The organism is uncultured Oscillibacter sp. (genome assembly GCF_947654275.1).
Lineage (GTDB): Bacteria > Bacillota > Clostridia > Oscillospirales > Oscillospiraceae > Oscillibacter.
On sequence record NZ_CANTJS010000007.1, the window covers coordinates 1 to 15,189 of the forward strand.

Sequence of the window (15,189 nt, forward strand, 5' to 3'; positions counted from 1 at the left end):
TCTCTTGGCTTTCCCCAACCGAGTTCCTTGTCCAATTTGTTTGACAATCCTACAGGCGGGTCCCCTGAGGGACCCGCCGAGACTGTCGAAAAAACGGATTGCTTTCAGTTTTCGGAAAGGAAGATAGTATGAAAGACAGCGCAGCCCTTGGCGGCTCTGCCGCTTAGGGATGCGGCGTGCCCTTTACGGGTAAACCCATCAGGGGTGTCTTTCATGTTCAATCAATAAGTTTACAAAACTTTTTTGAAGTTTTGTAAACTTGCTCAGCCTGTCGAAAAGACTTTTTCGACAGGCTGAGCGGGTCCCCTGAGGGACCCGCCTTTGTTCTCAGATAATTTTTGTTCTCAGATAATTTTTGTTCTCAGATGGTTACAGTCCGCCGAAGACGGTCTGACCCCGGAACAGCACCGCTTTCAGCTCCAGGTTCCGGTCCAGCACGGCGACGTTGGCGTCCTTGCCTGCGTCCAGACTGCCCACCCGGTCATAGATGCCCAGGACCCTGGCGGGATTCACCGCCGCCGCGGTCACAGCGTCCTCCAGAGGAATCCCGAAGGAAACCGCCGTCCTCATGCAGCTCATCAGGTCCGTGACGGAACCGGCAATGGTGCCGTCCGCCAGAGTGGCCAGCTTGCCCTGGACCCGCACCGCCTGGCCGCCCAGGGTGTAGTCCCCGTCGGGCATGCCGGCGGCCCGCATGGTGTCGCTGATCAGCACCATCCGCTCCCGGCCCATCAGACGGAAGGTGGCCCGGACCACTGCCGGGTGGATGTGGATGCCGTCGCAGATCAGCTCGCAGTATACCTCCGGGCTGTCCGCCGCCGCCCCGACGACGCCGGGGTCCCGGTGGGCGAAGGGAGGCATGGCGTTATAGAGGTGTGTGACCTCCCGGGCTCCCGCCTGGAAGGCGGCCAGGGCCGTGTCATAGTTGGCGGTGGTGTGGGCCACGCTGACGGTGACATGCCTGCTGGCCTCCCGGATGAAATCCACGGCTCCCTCCAGCTCCGGCGCCACCGACACCAGCTTCACCAGTCCCTGAGAGGCCTCAATCAGCGCCTCCAGCTGAGGCAGGCTGGGCTTTTGGAGCCAGGCGCCGTTCTGAGCGCCCTTCTTCGCCTCGGAGAGGAACGGCCCCTCCAGGTTCACGCCCACCAGCTCGGCCCCCGGTTTTCCGGCGGCGCGGTGAGCGGCGGCGGTTTGGCAGATGGTCAGAAGCTGTTCTGCCGCCAGGGTCATGCCGGCGGGGCAGATCTGGGTGACGCCCCGGCTGAGCTCATAGGCCGCCATGGTCTCCAGACCCTGAGGGTCGCCGTCGGAGAAGTCCGCCCCCCGGCAGCCGTGGAAATGGAGGTCCGTCAGACCGGGAATCAGGAAGCAGTCCGCCGCGGCGATGGGGTCCCCGGCATCGGGGACAATTTTTCCGCCCTCGATGCACAGGTCCCGCTCCACAAAGCCCGCCTGGGGGTCAAATACCCGTGCGCCGGTGAGTCTCATACGGTCATGACCCCTTCCCGGTTATCCAGACGGCTCAGGGCCGCCTTGTCCGCGACCAGCACCACGTCCGGGTGGAGCCGGAGGATGGAGGCGGGAAGCTTGGGGGTGACGGGGCCGGTGAGGGCCTTGGCCAGGGCGTCGGCCTTGTCCTCGCCGCTGACCACCAGAAGAATTTTCTTTGCCTGCATGATGTGCCTGATGCCCATGGTCAGAGCCTGGCGGGGCACCTCGTCCTCGGAGGCGAAGAAGCGCTTGTTGGCGTCAATGGTGCTGGGGGCCAGCTCGATGATATGGGTGCCCAGCTCAAAGCAGTCTCCCGGCTCGTTGAAGCCGATGTGGCCGTTCCGGCCCATGCCCAGCAGCTGGAGGTCCACACCGCCCAGACTCTCAATAAGCCGGTCGTAGCGGGCGCACTCCGCCCCGGCGTCCTCCGCCAGGCCGTTGGGCACATAGGTGTTTTCCGGCAGGATGTCCACATGGTCAAAAAGGTGCTCCTGCATGAAGTAACGGTAGCTCTGGGGATGGGTCCCGCTGAGGCCCCAGTACTCGTCCAGGTTGACGCTCTTCACCCGGGCGAAGGACAGGTCTTTTTTCCCGTACCACTCCACCAGCTGTTCATAGGTCCCCACAGGGCTGGAGCCGGTGGCCAGACCCAGGACGCAGTCCGGCTTCATGATCACCTGGGCGGAGATCACATTGGCTGCCTGACGGCTCATGGCGCGGTAATCCGCGCATTCGTAAATTCTCATGGCAATCTCTCCTTTTGACGTTCTTGACGTTGGTTTCGGCGCTTCATCCCGCCGCCCGTGCCCCGGCGGAAGCCGGCTTTCAGGACTTTTGTGCTTTTCGCCAGAATACATGAAAATACTATACTAAATTTTGTCAATCCAATCAATGGATTTTCGTCCGTGCTTTTTGTTTTTTTCTCCGCCGGGCCGGGGAGCCGGTCTGCCGTTTAAATGCTGTTAATTTCCCTCTGCCGCTTGCAATTCCGGTGGAACGTGCTACAATGGAAGCCGGAAAAGTCCCGGCGTCGGTTTGGCCGGGGGCCGGGAGACCGATTCTAATTTTTCTAAAGAGGGTGACTCAGGAACTATGGAATGGACGATGACAGCCAACGCGCCGGGCACGGCTGCGCTGATGCAGGGCAACGAGGCCATCGTGCGGGGCGCGGTAGAGGCGGGCATCCACTTCGCGGCGTCCTATCCCGGTTCCCCTTCCTCCCAGATTCTGGGGATGCTGGGGAAGATTGCCCGGGAGCGGAATTTTTACGCCGAGTGGTCCACCAACGAGGTCTGCGCCATTCAGGCCTGCATGGGCGCGTCCTTCGCCGGGGCGCGGGCGCTGTGCGTGGTAAAGCAGAATGGTCTTCTCTGCACGGCGGACGCCCTGCACTGCGGGGCCCAGCAGGGCGTGAAGGGCGGTCTGGTGGTGGTGACCAGCGACGACCCAAGCGCTCACTCCAGCACCAATGAGTTCGACTCCCGCTGGCAGGCCCAGTCCGCCAGCGTGGCGCTGCTGGAGCCCACCACCATGCAGGAGGCCAAGGACATGATTCCCTATGCCTTCGAGCTCTCGGAGCGCGTCGGGCAGATTGTGATTGTCCGGCTGACCACCCGGGTCTGCCATGGCCGGGGCTGCGTGACCCTGGGGGAGCTGCCGGAGGAGAACAGGCCCCTGGAGCGGGTCCGGGAATGGGACCGGATGGTGTGCGTGTCCTACATGCACGGCCCCATGCTGGAAAAGCTGGAGGCCCTGCGGGGGGCCTTCAATGAGAGCCCCTATAACCACTATTCCGGCCCGGAGGGGGCCCGGGACCTGATTGTGGCCGGCGGCACCGGGCGGCTCTACGCCCAGGAGGCCGTGAAGCGGCTGGGTGTTCAGGACCGGGTGGGACTCCTCAGCCTGGGCGCCCTGTGGCCCCTGCCGGAGGACTACATACTCAAACACCTCCGCGCCGCGGAGCGGGTTTTGATTCTGGAGGAGGTGGACCCCTTCCTGGAACAGGGCCTGGAGGCCCTGGCGGGCAGGGAGAGGCTGTCCCTGACCTTCCTCGGCCGCGACCACGGGGCCCTGCCCAAAATCGGAGAGCTGGACCCGGACAATGTGGAAAAGGCCATTTCCGTTCTCACCGGCGCGCCCCTGCCGGAGAAGCGCCTGCCGGAGGGGGCGGGGAAGACGCCTCTGCCTGTCCGGGAGCTGACATTCTGCGCCGGCTGCCCCCACCGGGCCACCTTTTACCTGCTGAAAAAGGCCCTGCGCCAGGAGAAGAACCCCGGCATTGTGGTGGGCGACATCGGCTGCTACTTCATGGCGGGCCAGTCCGCCGGGCAGTACGGCTATCAGGCCTGCAACTGCATGGGCTCCGGCGTCAGCATGGCCGAGGGCCTGGGCCAGCTGACCCACTACGGACTGGACCAGAAGGTAGTCACCATCTGCGGCGACTCCACCTTCTTCCATACCATCATGCCCGGCATCGTCAACGCCGTCTATCAGAGCGCCAACATGCTCCTGATTGTGCTGGACAACTCCGCCACCGCCATGACCGGCTTCCAGCCCCATCCCGGCACCGGCCTCACGGCCATGGGGGACCGGGCCAGACCCATGGATATTCAGAAGATTCTGGAGGCCATCGGCTGCGAGGTGGAGGTGGCCGACCCCTTCGAGACCGTCCAGGCGGAGAAGACCCTCCGGCGGATGCTGGCCCGGCGCGGCATGAACGTCCTGATTATGCGCCAGCCCTGCGCCACCCTGAAAACCAAGGAGCGAAAGGGGAAGAAGCCCAGGGTCTGGGTGGACCAGAGCAGGTGCATCGGTGAGGGCTGCGGCTGCGACAAGCATTGCAGCCGGGTCTGGGGCTGCCCCGGCAACACCTGGGACTTCTCCACAGGCAAGGCCCAGATCGACCCGGTTACCTGCGTGGGCTGCGGCGTGTGCGCCAAGCTCTGCCCCGCCGGGGCCATTCAAGTGGAAGGAGGAGAGGAAGCATGATTCAGCTGAAATACGACCCTCTGAACATCGTGGTCTGCGGCATCGGCGGCCAGGGCAACGTCCTGGCGGCGGAGGTGGTGGGCAGCGCCATGATCGACCGGGGCTGCCGGGTGGCGGTGGGTGAGACCTACGGCGCTTCCCAGCGGGGCGGCTCGGTCATGAGCCATGTCCGGGTCTCCCTTCAGGACGACCCCAGCGTGCTGATTCCCTCCGGCGAGGCCCACATCATCATCGGCTTTGAGCCTCTGGAGACCCTGCGCATCGCCCGGAAATACGCCGGGGCGGACACCGTGGCGGTTTACGACCCCCGGCCCGTCTATCCCCTGGGCGTTCTCCAGGGCGTCCAGACCTATCCGGATTTGGACGCGCTCCAGGAGGAAATCCGCAGTCTGACCACCCTGGCCCTGGCGGTGCCCGCGGCGGACATCGCCATGGAGGCCGGGGACTCCCGGGCCGCCAACATCGCCCTGCTGGGGGCCTTCAGCCAGGTCCCCGGAGCGCCTCTGAGCCGGGAGGACCTGGAGAAGATTCTGGCCCGGCGCTTCAAGGGCCCGGTGCTGGAGCTGAATCAAAAGGCCTTCGCCATGGGCTGCGGGGCCGCAGGGAAAGGAGGGGCGCAGTGATGAATTCCATTCAGGTGCGCTTTCTCCACCCCTTCAGCGGCGAGGCGCTGACCGTGTCCCTGCTCAGGGACACCCGTTTCTCCGGGCTGACGGCGCTGCTGTATGAAAAGGGCTTTCTGGAGCCCCAGAAGCCCGGCTACCGCTATCTCTATCAGGAACACCTGTGCGGCACGGGCCGCGTCTTGGGGGACTATATCCCGGAGAGCGCCGGGGAGATGACCTTGGAGATCTTCGCGTTCCCGGAAGTTCTGGTTTAAAGGAGGGAGAACGACCATGCTGAGTACGATTGCGCTGGATACCCAGGTGCTCCGGCCGGGCCTTTGCACCGGCTGCGGCGCCTGTCAGGGGCTGTGCCCTTATTGGAGCTCCGTGAAGGGACGGACGGTTCTCCTCTTCGACTGTGAGCGGCTGGACGGCCGCTGCCAGCGGTTCTGTCCCCGGATGCCCACGGACCTGGACGCCCTGCGGAGGAAGTTTTTCCCGGCGGAGACCATTCTCCCCGAAATCGGCCCCTATCGGGGGCTCTGCCTGACCCGGGCCGCCGACCCGGCGGTCCGTGCCCGCGCCCAGCACGGCGGCACCGTGACCGCCCTGGTGGAGCTGGCGATGAAGGAGGGCTTTATCGACGCCGCCGTTCTCACCCGGTCCCACGGCGGACTGGACCCCGAGGGGGTCCTGGCCGCCACGCCGGAGGAGGTCCGGCAGTGCGGGGGGAGCAGCTTCCAGATTCCCCCTACCCTGGCGGAGCTGAACCGGGCCTTGAAGGAGGACCGTTATCACAAAATTGGCGTGGTGGGCACCCCCTGCAAGACCCTGGCGGTCTATAAGATGATGGCGAACCCCCTGCCGGACAACGACAACCACGCCGGGAACATCGGCATGGTCTTCGGTCTCTTCTGCGGCTGGGGCCTGGACTGGGAGGGCCTCCGCGACCTGGCCCTGTCTCACTGCAACCTGAACATGCTGAGCCATATGGATATTCCTCCCAGCAAGTTCCACTCTCTGGAGCTGACCGAATACAGGAGGAGCGTGTCTGTGGATTTGGATGAAGTCCTGCCGCTGGTCCGGCCCGCCTGCCGGGCCTGCACAGACATGACGGCGGAGTTTGCCGATCTCTCTGTCGGCGGAGCCCGGAGCGCCAACGGCTGGGACGTGGACAAGGGGTGGAATCAGGTGATTGTCCGGTCCGAAAAGGGCGAAGCCCTGCTGAAGCTGGCCCGGGAACAGGGCGTGCTGGAGTTCAGGGACCCCATGGAGGGGGGACTGGAGAAGCTGAAAAAGGCGTCTCTGGGCAAGAAGCGCACCGGCGTGAAGGCCGTGCGGGACCTCACCGGCGGCCTGGGCTATCTGGAGCCCAGCGCGGCGCTGTTTGAAAATCTGTAAGTCTGCAAAAACTGGAAAAGACCCGTTTCCCGGCGCTGCTGAGAGCCCGGGAGACGGGCCTTTTTTACGTGTTCGACTTCTTTTGCGCGTTCGACTTCTTTTGCGCGTTCAGTCAAGGAATGCCGCTCGCAAGGTCTCTGCCACGGTCCGGCAGCGGTTCGGGATTTTCTCCCGGAGCTCCGGAGCGGCGGTCTCCATGATATAGGGCCGGCCCACCCGCTCCAGCATGGGCAGGTCGTTGTAGTTGTCCCCGAAGGCCATGACCTCCTCCAGGCCGATGCCCAGGGCGGCGCAGAGCCGGGTCAGCCCTGTGCCCTTGTCCGCCAGGGTGAAGTCCACCCAGGCCTCTCCGGCAATGGCGGCCCGAAAGACGCCGCCCCAGCGGGGGGACAGGGCCTGCCAGGTCTCCTCCAGACAGCCGGGGCACCAGGCGGAGACCTTGACGATGTCCTCAGGGACCTGGTCCGGCGAGGCCAGGGTCACGGTGCGGTTGCCCACAAAATCCCGGACCAGCTCCAGCATGCCCGGCCTCTTGGGGAAGATGTAGCTGGTGTTCTCCCCGGAGACCAGCACCTCCGCCTCTGGCAGGGCGGCGATGTCCCGGCACAGGGCTTCCGCCCGGGGGCGGTCCATGACGGTCTTGGCCAGAACGGGGCCGGGGCTGCCGGGGCCGAAGACCACCGCCCCGTTTTCACAGAGAAAGGGGAGCCGGTCCGCCGCCGGGGCGAAGAGCCGCCGGAGGCTGCTGTACTGCCGCCCGCTGGCGGGGCAGAAGAGAATGCCCCGCTCCGCCAGACGGCGGATTTCCTGAAAAATTTCCTCCGGGATTTCCGTGGCTCCGTTTTGAAGCAGGGTCCCGTCAATGTCGCTGGCAATCAGGCGGATCATGCCGCGTCCTCCTTTTCCTCCGCCGGCGCTACCGGCAGGTATCCTGATATTCCGAGGGGCTCATGCCCGTCACCTTCTTGAAGGTGGCGGAGAAATGGGTGATGTCCCGGTAGCCCACCTGCTCCGCCACCTCGTAGACCTTCACCCGGCAGTCCCGCAGCAGCTCCATGGCCTTCTGAATGCGGTAGCGGGTCAGGTAGTTCAGCAGGGTGTAGTCCGTTTCCTTCTTGAAGGTGTGGCTCAGGTGCCCCTCGCTGAGGCCCAGGTTCTGGGCAATGGCGCTGATGGTGATGCCGGGGTCGCTGTAGTGGACGCCGATGTAGTCCATGGCCTCCAGGACGTATTTGCTCTTGTCCCCCTTTTTCAGCCCCGGCAGGGGAAGGGGGCCGCCGCCCCGCTCCGTCCGCCGCCGCAGGGCCGTCACCGCCTGCTCCAGGTCGCCGTCGTGGAAGGGCTTGAGAAGAAAGTCCACCGCCCCCAGCCGCAGGGCGCTCCGGGCGTAGGTGAAGCTGTCATAGGCGGTGAGGATGATGACATAGACCTGGTTCCCCCTCTCCCGGAGGCGGCGGACCATCTCCAGACCGTCCATCTGGGGCATTTTCAAATCCGTGATAATCAGGGAGGGATTCAGCCGCTCCACGGCCTCCAGGCCCTCCAGCCCGTTGGAGGCCTCTCCCACGACGACGCAGTCCAGCGCCGCCCAGTCCACCGCCAGGACGATGCCCCTGCGGATCATCTCCTCGTCCTCCACTACCAGCACTTTCAGCATGCTTGTTCCTCCTCCCGCCGGGCGGGCAGCAGGGCCGTCACCGCGGCGCCTCTGCCGCCGGGTCCCGCTGCCAGGTACAGGCCGCAGTCCCCGCCGTAGTGCTTTGTCAGGATTGTGTCCACGTTGTAAAGACCCAGGTGCTTGCGCTCCTCTCCGCCGGGCCGGCGGTACCGGCCTGAGGCCATGTCCGGGGGCAGACCCCGGCCGTTGTCCGTGACGGTGATTTCCAGCATCCCCGCCGTCTCCCGGGCCGTCACCGCCACCACGCCGTCCTCCACGCCGTCCAGCCCGTGGAGGATGGCGTTTTCCACAATGGGCTGGAGAATCATCTTGGGAACCAGGCAGTCCTCCAGGTCCCGGGGCAGCTCCAGTTCGAAGGAGAAGGCCCCGGACATGCGGATGCGCTGGATTTCGATGTAGCGCCGGAGAATCGCCGCCTCCCGCCGCAGGGAGACGAACTCGTCCGGCGAGATGCAAAAGCGCAGGATGTCCGCCAGATCCGTGGACATCAGGGCCACCTGGGGCACCTTGTTGATTTTGCTGATCCACTTCATGGTGTCCAGGGTATTGCAGAGAAAGTGGGGATTCAGCTGGGCCTGAAGCATCCGGATCTGGGCCTCGTTCAGCTCCCGCTGGTTGTCAATCAGGGCCTCCCGGTTCTGCTTCAGGGCGGAGACCATGCCGTTGAACCGCCGGGCCAGCTGGCCCAGCTCGTCGTCCCGCTCCGCCGGGACGGACACGTCCAGGTTGTCCCGCTCCACCTCGCCGATAACCCGGTGCAGCCGCTGGATGGGCCGGAACATCTGGCGGCTGAGCTTCCAGCTCATGAGGATGGAGATAGCCACGCAGATCACCGCGCAGCCGAGGCTGACGGTGTACAAAAGCCGCCGGGTGGCCCGGGTAAACACCTGGGGCTGCTGGAGCACCAGCCAGAGCCCGCTGGCGGCATGATGGGCCTGGGCGTACAAAAAGGCCTCCGAGTCCCCCTCCAGACTCTGGCCCGCCAGCAGGCGGCTCCGCAGCCGGGGGGCCAGCTCCTCCGCCAGAGAGGGCTGCTCGCAGTACACCGGACGCCAGTACCGGCTGAGGAGAAGCAGGTCGCTCTGAGCGCCGTGGGTCCCCGCCAGCAGCTGCCGGAAATGGGAATCGTACAGACTGACCAGCAGATAGCCGGCGGGGCGGCCCCGCCCGTCCGCCAGCAGGACGGCCCCCTGGAGCAGGGGAGAGGCGGCGTCCGTCACGTCCTCGCAGGCCGTGAAGACCGGGGGCTCTCCCGGCCCGGCGGCGGCGAAGAGCGCGCCCCAGTCCGTGGGCAGACGCTCCGCCTGGGGAATCTGACGGGTGGAGTACCGCCAGAGGCCCTGAAGATCATAGAGGTCGAAGCTGGCCCAGCTCCGGGCCTGGGCGGTGGCGCTGAAGAGCTCGTTGTAAACCAGGGTGTCCTCCACGCCGCCGCCGGCCAGCGCGCCGGCGATGATGGGGTTTCCCTGGAGGCGGGCCGCGGTCTGGGCGAAGGCGTCAAAGGCGGCGTCCAGAGCCTGGGCCGCCGTCTCCAGACGCTCCTCCATGCCCCGGCGGGCCTCGTTGGTCATCCGCAGGCGGAAGATTTGCAGCAGCATGGCGGAGCACAGCAGCAGGGGCACCAGGGACGCCACCAGAAAGCCCCAGAACAGCCGGGTCTGAAAGGAATGCCGTTTCATGACGGGGCCTCCTCTCCGCTGAGGTAAAAGGCCCAGGACATCAAAAGCGCCTCCCGGCGGCCGCTGGCCCCGGCCACGTCGTAATCCACCAGAGGGATGTCCGCCAGGGGGGTCAGGGTTTCCGCCGCCCCGCCGGGCTCCCGGACGGAGCGCCGGCAGAGCTGTTCCGTCAGCAGCCGCTGAACCTCCGGGCTGACGGTGAAGTCCAGAAACCGCCGGGCGTTGTCCCCGTGGGCGGCGTTTTGAATCAGGGCGCTGGCGTCCGGGACGCAGCTGGTGCCCTCCGCCGGATAGACCATGGCCACGTCGTCCCCGGCGGCGATGCGCTTCAGGGCGGTCTCCTCCAGGGTCACCCCCGCCAGGGCGGCCCCGGAGGCCACGGCGCTGAGGACCTCGCCGGAGCCCTCCAGCTGCCGCCCGTCCAGGTGGGCGGCGAAGCGCCGGAGGGTGTCCCCGCCGCCGTCCTCCTCACCCAGGGCCTGGAGCAGGGTCACCAGGGCGGTGAAGCTGGAGCCGGAGACGGCGGGGTCCGCGAAGGCCACCCGTCCCCGGAGCTCCGGGGCCAGCAGGTCCGCCCAGCCGGTGAGCCGGCCGGGGCGCAGGAGCTTGGTGTTGTAGACCAGCACCACCGGCAGGGCGGAGAAGGGGGTCCACAGGTCCTGGGCGTCCCGGAACTGGGGCTGGAGGTCCTCCGCCTGGGCGCAGGCATAGGGGGTGAAGCAGTCCCGATAGGCCTCCAGACTCTCCACGCCGCCGCCGAACATCACGTCTGCCCCGGGGGCGTCCGCCTCCCGGCGGATGCGCTCCAGAAGCTCGTTGGTGCCCCCGGTCACCACCTCCACCCAAATGCCGGTCCGCTCCTCGAACTCCTTGACAATGGGCCAGTAGACCTCTTCCTTGTGAGAGGTGTAGAGGACCAGGCGGTTCTCCTGGCCGGGAGCGCCCTCCGGGGCCGCTCCGCCGCCCCCGGCGCAGCCCGCTGCCAGCACCAGGGCCAGAAGGACCGCCGCCAGCCGTATCCCCTTCATTTCCGGCACCTCCTTCCTTTGGCACTCAATCAATTCAACTACAGTATACCATATTCCGCCGGGGGTTTTCATCTGAATTTCACAAAAATCTCAGAGGGAGACAAAAAACCGCAGGTTTGTCCCCTGTTCTTTTTTTTCAGAACCCGCTAGAATAAAATTACCAACCGGCGAAGACTTTCCTATTTTCATTTTGTGGAAAACAACGAAGGAGGACCTGTATGAAAAGAATCACAGCTTTGTTCCTGTCTCTTGCCATGCTTCTGGCTCTGGCTGCCTGCGGCGGCGGAAGCAACCCGCCCGCCCAGACCGGCGGCGACGCCCAGACCCCCCCTGCCCAGACCGGCGGCGGCGAGCAGACCCCGCCTCCCGCCGATGACAAGGACCTCACCGAGACCCAGAAGATTATCAGGGAAGCCGAGGGCATGACCCTGGAGGAGCTGGCCCGGAAGGCCATCGAGGAGTCCAACGGCAAGATGTTCTACGGCGTGGGCAACTCCAGCCGCGGCAAGAGCGCCCTGCCCCTGTTCATCGAGTATCTCCAGACCATCGACCCCGGCTACAGCATGGAATTCGAGTGGCAGCAGCCCAAGAACAACAAGATTTTCGACCAGCTTACCGCCGACTCCCTGAAGGACACCGGCACCTTTGCCATGACCCTGATTCAGGACGGCAACCAGATTGAGAGCAAGATGGTTCAGACCGGCGTGCTGGACACCTTCGTGCCCAAGGACTGGGCCGACGCCAACGGCACCAGCGCCGACGCCTATGAGGGCTATCTCCCCCTCCAGACCCTGAACAAGGTCTTCATGTACAACAATACCGGCTCCAAGTCCTATGACAACTGCTGGGACTTTGTGGCCGAGGGCGAGCACGGACTGTACATGGACATCGACTCCGAAATCGTGGGCAAGAACTTCCTGTACATGCTCACCGAGGATACTTACGCCGGCTGGCTGAAGGATGCCTTCAACGCCCTGCCCGCCGAGGAACAGGCCTATTTCCAGCCCACCGTCAAGGCCATGGAGTCCGAGGCCGCCGACTTGGGCCTGGGCGCCGACGGAGCCTATGCCCTGGCCTGGATTAAGCTCTGGGTAGAGAGCTACAACGCCCAGACCGACGACGGCCCCATCTGCAACACCCTGGTGGACAAGTCCGCCACCGACCAGTTCGGCCTGCTGGTGTATTCCAAGCTCCGCAGCGTGGAGGAGTCCAGCTCCGTTTCCGTGAACAACATCAATGTGGCGGCCTATGACGACGGATTCACCGGCATCGGCGGCTATGGCTACTGCCACTACCTCTTTGTCACCGACAACTCCCCCCTGCCCTGGACCGCCTGCGCCTTCATCGCCTACATGACCTGCACCGTGGACGGCTTCTCCGCCTGGGGCAAGGACATGGGCGGCTATTCCTCCAACCCCACCGTGGCCGAGGGCACCGAGGCCCAGTATGGCCACTCTAAGGGCGGCATGGCCGAGGACGGCACCACCGTGGAATTCGAGGCCAAGAACGACCGGGGCTATGACTGGTGGACCACCGACGGCAAGCTGGTTCTGGAGGACCCCGAATACTGCGCTTCCGTCTCCTTCACCGTGGGCAGCTGGATTGAGATGCTGAGCAAGTATTCCGCCGGTTAAGAGCCGTCGGAAATGACGCTCCTTTGTCCCTCCTTTCCCCGGCGGAATCGTTTGCCGGGAATCCCGGCCCCGCCTGAGCGGGCGGACCTTTCAGCGCCATGAATCCGAAGGGGAGGGGACAGCCCCTCCCCTTCATTACTTCCAGGTCTTTCGAACCGAACAGCCGGAATGAAAAACCCGGAAAGCATACATACCAGACATACCAGAAAGGAGAGAGGCCTATGGGCGCCACCGTGGTATTTGACATGGGCGGCGTGCTGATGGACTATGATACCCGGGGCCTGACGGCGGCGGTCACCGCCGGCGGGGCGGACGCCGCGCTGCTGCACCGGGAGATGTTTGAGGGCCCCGACTGGCTCACGCTGGACCGGGGCGGCACGGAGGAACAGGCCCTGGCCCTCATGAAGCGGCGTCTGCCGGAGCGGCTTCACCCGGCGGCGGACCGGGCGATGGCCCGCTGGGACGAATTCCTGACGCCCGTTCCGGAGATGAACGCCCTGGCGGCGGAGCTCCATGGGCTGGGCGTGCCGCTGTATTTGCTGTCCAACACCTCCGCCCGGTTTTACAGCTTCCGGGAGCGGGTGCCCGCCTGGCCGCTGCTGAAGGGGGCTCTGCTCTCCTTCGAGGAACATCTGCTCAAGCCGGACCTGGACATCTACCGGCGGCTGTTCGCCCGCTTCGGCCTGCCGCCCCACGACTGCTTTTTCATCGACGACGTCAAAGAGAATATCGAGGCCGCCCGCTGGTGCGGGATGCAGGCCTTTCAATACCGGAGGAACCCGGAAAGCATCTCCAAGCTGCGTGACGCTCTGCGGCAGGCCGGTATCCCGGTCTCCCCGGAAGCTGAGAGGAGAGATCTATGAATCAATCGACTGCCGGCAGGGGCGCCATCCTGCTCAACAAGGTGAAGACGTTTTTCTCCAAGCCTCACAACGTCATTCTGGTGCTGATGGGCATTGTGCTGACCTTCAGCACCGTGGCCCCGATTCTGGCCATTGTGGAAGACACGTTCAAGATTCACCCCGGCACCATCGACGCCCACCTCACCGGCCAGGCGGCGGGCTATACCACGGTGAACTATGTGGACCTGTTTACCAGCCGCCTGGCAAAGACAAATCTCTGGACGCCCCTGCTGAACACGGTTCTGCTGGCGGTGGGCACCTGCGTGGTGTCCATCCTCTTCGGCGGCGTGTTCGCCTTCCTGATTACCCGGACGAATCTGGCCTGGAGGAAGTACCTCAGTTCCATTTTCATTTTCCCCTACATCATGCCCCAGTGGACCCTGGCGGTGGTGTGGCAGAATCTGTTCAACTCCAACGCCGTCACCGGCACCTCCAACGGCCTTCTGGCGGCCACCCTGGGCGTGAATATGCCGCTGTGGTGGTGCCAGGGCCTGTTCCCCAGCCTGGTGGTGCTGGGCCTGCACTACGCCCCCTTTGCCTACATCCTCATCGGCGGCATCTTCCGCAACATGGACGCCAACCTGGAGGAGGCCGCCACCATCCTGGACACCCCCAAGTGGAAAATCATGTGCAAGGTCACCCTGCCCATGGTGAAGCCCGCCATTCTCTCCACCATTCTGCTGGTCTTCGGCAGCTCCATGGGCTCCTACCCGGTGCCCCACTACCTGGGCCTCACCACCCTGTCCACCAAGTACGTTTCCATGAACTCCAAGTACACCGGCGAGGCCAGCATCCTGGCCATCATCATGATGTTCTTCGGCGTGGCCATTATGCTGCTCAACCAGCTGTCCCTGACCAGCCGGAAGAGCTACACCACCGTCACCGGCAAATCCGGACAGATTTCCAAGATTAACCTGGGCCGGGCGGGGAAGTATGTCATTGCCCTGGCTCTGGTGATTGTGACCTTCTTCACCAGCATCTTCCCCATCGTCTCCTTCGCCTTTGAGACCTTCCTGCCCAATCCCGGAGACTATTCGTTCCTCTACACCGGCGACGCCGATAACCTCACCACAAAGTGGTGGGTGACGGATGAGAACGTCTCGGAAAACGGCATGTACGGCCAAAAGGGCATTCTCCACAACGAAACCATCTGGCACGCCTTCCGGGGCACCATCTGGGTCAGCGTCTGCTGCGCCCTGATTGCCGGCACCATCGGCACCCTGATCGGCTATGCCGTGTCCAAGAACCGACGAAGTAAATGGGCCAATTACGTCAACAGCGTGGCATTTCTGCCCTATCTGATGCCCTCCATCGCCGTGGGCGTGGCCTTCTTCATCCTCTTCTCCAACGAGCATGTGAACCTGTTCAATACCTATACCCTGCTGATTATTGTGGGCACCATCAAATACATCCCCTTTGCCTCCCGCAGCTCCCTGAACTCCATGCTCCAGCTCTCCGGCGAGATTGAGGAGGCGGCCATCATCCAGGACATTCCCTGGATCAAGCGCATGACCCGCATCATCATCCCCATTCAGAAGTCCTCCATCATCAGCGGCTACCTGCTGCCCTTCATGACCTGCCTCCGGGAGCTGAGCCTGTTCATGCTGCTGTGCACCCAGGGCTTCATCCTGTCCACCACGCTGGACTACTTCGACGAAATGGGCCTGTATGCCTTTTCCAGCGGCATCAACCTGATCCTGATTATCACCATTCTGGTGTGCAACACCTTGGTGAACAAGGTCACCGGCGCCAGCCTCGATAAAGGAATTGGAGGATAATA

13 protein-coding genes are annotated in these 15,189 nt (G+C 64.2%); 7 read left to right on the plus strand and 6 right to left on the minus strand.

Going from position 1 to position 15,189, the window contains the following annotated elements:
• Nucleotides 1-369 precede the first annotated feature (369 nt).
• Together nagA and nagB are read right to left on the minus strand one after the other, a co-directional pair.
• Entirely contained in the window at nt 370-1,491 is a 1,122-nt protein-coding gene (nagA, locus tag Q0063_RS02985; RefSeq protein ID WP_297870493.1) for an N-acetylglucosamine-6-phosphate deacetylase, read from the minus strand.
• On the minus strand, nt 1,488-2,240 hold the full coding sequence (gene nagB, locus Q0063_RS02990) for a glucosamine-6-phosphate deaminase (RefSeq protein ID WP_297870494.1): 753 nt from the start codon (nt 2,238-2,240) through the stop codon (nt 1,488-1,490). Before nagB ends, nagA begins: the two co-directional genes overlap by 4 nt.
• 346 nt (nt 2,241-2,586) lie before the next feature.
• On the opposite strand from nagB, the gene Q0063_RS02995 reads away from it, so the two are divergent.
• Genes Q0063_RS02995 through Q0063_RS03010 form a run of 4 tightly spaced genes read left to right on the plus strand, consistent with a single transcriptional unit; the run spans nt 2,587 to nt 6,488 of the window.
• On the plus strand, nt 2,587-4,482 hold the full coding sequence (locus Q0063_RS02995) for a thiamine pyrophosphate-dependent enzyme (RefSeq protein ID WP_297870495.1): 1,896 nt from the start codon (nt 2,587-2,589) through the stop codon (nt 4,480-4,482).
• Nucleotides 4,479-5,105, plus strand: a complete 627-nt coding sequence (locus Q0063_RS03000) for an indolepyruvate oxidoreductase subunit beta (protein WP_297870496.1) — start codon at nt 4,479-4,481, stop codon at nt 5,103-5,105. Before Q0063_RS02995 ends, Q0063_RS03000 begins: the two co-directional genes overlap by 4 nt.
• Nucleotides 5,105-5,362 carry a hypothetical protein gene (locus Q0063_RS03005; RefSeq protein WP_297870497.1) on the plus strand — a complete coding sequence of 86 codons (258 nt, stop codon included), beginning with the start codon at nt 5,105-5,107 and terminating at the stop codon, nt 5,360-5,362. Before Q0063_RS03000 ends, Q0063_RS03005 begins: the two co-directional genes overlap by 1 nt.
• 16 nt (nt 5,363-5,378) lie before the next feature.
• Nucleotides 5,379-6,488, plus strand: a complete 1,110-nt coding sequence (locus Q0063_RS03010) for a Coenzyme F420 hydrogenase/dehydrogenase, beta subunit C-terminal domain (protein ID WP_297870498.1) — start codon at nt 5,379-5,381, stop codon at nt 6,486-6,488.
• 108 nt (nt 6,489-6,596) lie between these two features.
• Here Q0063_RS03010 and Q0063_RS03015 read toward each other — a convergent pair whose 3' ends face one another.
• The 4 genes from Q0063_RS03015 to Q0063_RS03030 are packed head-to-tail and all read right to left on the minus strand — an operon-like array spanning nt 6,597 to nt 10,873.
• Nucleotides 6,597-7,376, minus strand: a complete 780-nt coding sequence (locus tag Q0063_RS03015; protein WP_297870499.1) for an HAD family hydrolase — start codon at nt 7,374-7,376, stop codon at nt 6,597-6,599.
• A gap of 28 nt (nt 7,377-7,404) precedes the next feature.
• Nucleotides 7,405-8,145 (minus strand): response regulator, encoded by a 741-nt coding sequence (locus Q0063_RS03020; RefSeq protein WP_297870500.1) that lies wholly within the window; start codon nt 8,143-8,145, stop codon nt 7,405-7,407.
• Nucleotides 8,139-9,845 carry a sensor histidine kinase gene (locus Q0063_RS03025; RefSeq protein WP_297870501.1) on the minus strand — a complete coding sequence of 569 codons (1,707 nt, stop codon included), beginning with the start codon at nt 9,843-9,845 and terminating at the stop codon, nt 8,139-8,141. The genes Q0063_RS03020 and Q0063_RS03025 overlap by 7 nt, the downstream gene beginning before the upstream one ends.
• Nucleotides 9,842-10,873, minus strand: a complete 1,032-nt coding sequence (locus Q0063_RS03030; protein WP_297870502.1) for an ABC transporter substrate-binding protein — start codon at nt 10,871-10,873, stop codon at nt 9,842-9,844. The genes Q0063_RS03025 and Q0063_RS03030 overlap by 4 nt, the downstream gene beginning before the upstream one ends.
• 218 nt (nt 10,874-11,091) lie before the next feature.
• On the opposite strand from Q0063_RS03030, the gene Q0063_RS03035 reads away from it, so the two are divergent.
• The 3 genes from Q0063_RS03035 to Q0063_RS03045 all read left to right on the plus strand — a co-directional run bounded on the left by Q0063_RS03035 (nt 11,092) and on the right by Q0063_RS03045 (nt 15,187).
• Entirely contained in the window at nt 11,092-12,507 is a 1,416-nt protein-coding gene (locus tag Q0063_RS03035; RefSeq protein WP_297870503.1) for a hypothetical protein, read from the plus strand.
• A 221-nt stretch (nt 12,508-12,728) separates the two neighbouring features.
• Nucleotides 12,729-13,370, plus strand: a complete 642-nt coding sequence (locus Q0063_RS03040; RefSeq protein ID WP_297870504.1) for an HAD family phosphatase — start codon at nt 12,729-12,731, stop codon at nt 13,368-13,370.
• The gene (locus Q0063_RS03045) at nt 13,367-15,187 is read left to right on the plus strand and encodes an iron ABC transporter permease (RefSeq protein ID WP_297870505.1); all 1,821 of its coding nucleotides are present in this window, start codon (nt 13,367-13,369) and stop codon (nt 15,185-15,187) included. The genes Q0063_RS03040 and Q0063_RS03045 overlap by 4 nt, the downstream gene beginning before the upstream one ends.
• Nucleotides 15,188-15,189: the final 2 nt, after the last annotated feature.

Coding starts and splice junctions, on each gene's coding strand:
- nagA (WP_297870493.1), bottom strand. CDS start 1,491: ATGAGACTCACCGGCGCACGGGTATTTGACCCCCAGGCGGGCTTTGTG.
- nagB (WP_297870494.1), bottom strand. CDS start 2,240: ATGAGAATTTACGAATGCGCGGATTACCGCGCCATGAGCCGTCAGGCA.
- Q0063_RS02995 (WP_297870495.1), top strand. CDS start 2,587: ATGGAATGGACGATGACAGCCAACGCGCCGGGCACGGCTGCGCTGATG.
- Q0063_RS03000 (WP_297870496.1), top strand. CDS start 4,479: ATGATTCAGCTGAAATACGACCCTCTGAACATCGTGGTCTGCGGCATC.
- Q0063_RS03005 (WP_297870497.1), top strand. CDS start 5,105: ATGAATTCCATTCAGGTGCGCTTTCTCCACCCCTTCAGCGGCGAGGCG.
- Q0063_RS03010 (WP_297870498.1), top strand. CDS start 5,379: ATGCTGAGTACGATTGCGCTGGATACCCAGGTGCTCCGGCCGGGCCTT.
- Q0063_RS03015 (WP_297870499.1), bottom strand. CDS start 7,376: ATGATCCGCCTGATTGCCAGCGACATTGACGGGACCCTGCTTCAAAAC.
- Q0063_RS03020 (WP_297870500.1), bottom strand. CDS start 8,145: ATGCTGAAAGTGCTGGTAGTGGAGGACGAGGAGATGATCCGCAGGGGC.
- Q0063_RS03025 (WP_297870501.1), bottom strand. CDS start 9,845: ATGAAACGGCATTCCTTTCAGACCCGGCTGTTCTGGGGCTTTCTGGTG.
- Q0063_RS03030 (WP_297870502.1), bottom strand. CDS start 10,873: ATGAAGGGGATACGGCTGGCGGCGGTCCTTCTGGCCCTGGTGCTGGCA.
- Q0063_RS03035 (WP_297870503.1), top strand. CDS start 11,092: ATGAAAAGAATCACAGCTTTGTTCCTGTCTCTTGCCATGCTTCTGGCT.
- Q0063_RS03040 (WP_297870504.1), top strand. CDS start 12,729: ATGGGCGCCACCGTGGTATTTGACATGGGCGGCGTGCTGATGGACTAT.
- Q0063_RS03045 (WP_297870505.1), top strand. CDS start 13,367: ATGAATCAATCGACTGCCGGCAGGGGCGCCATCCTGCTCAACAAGGTG.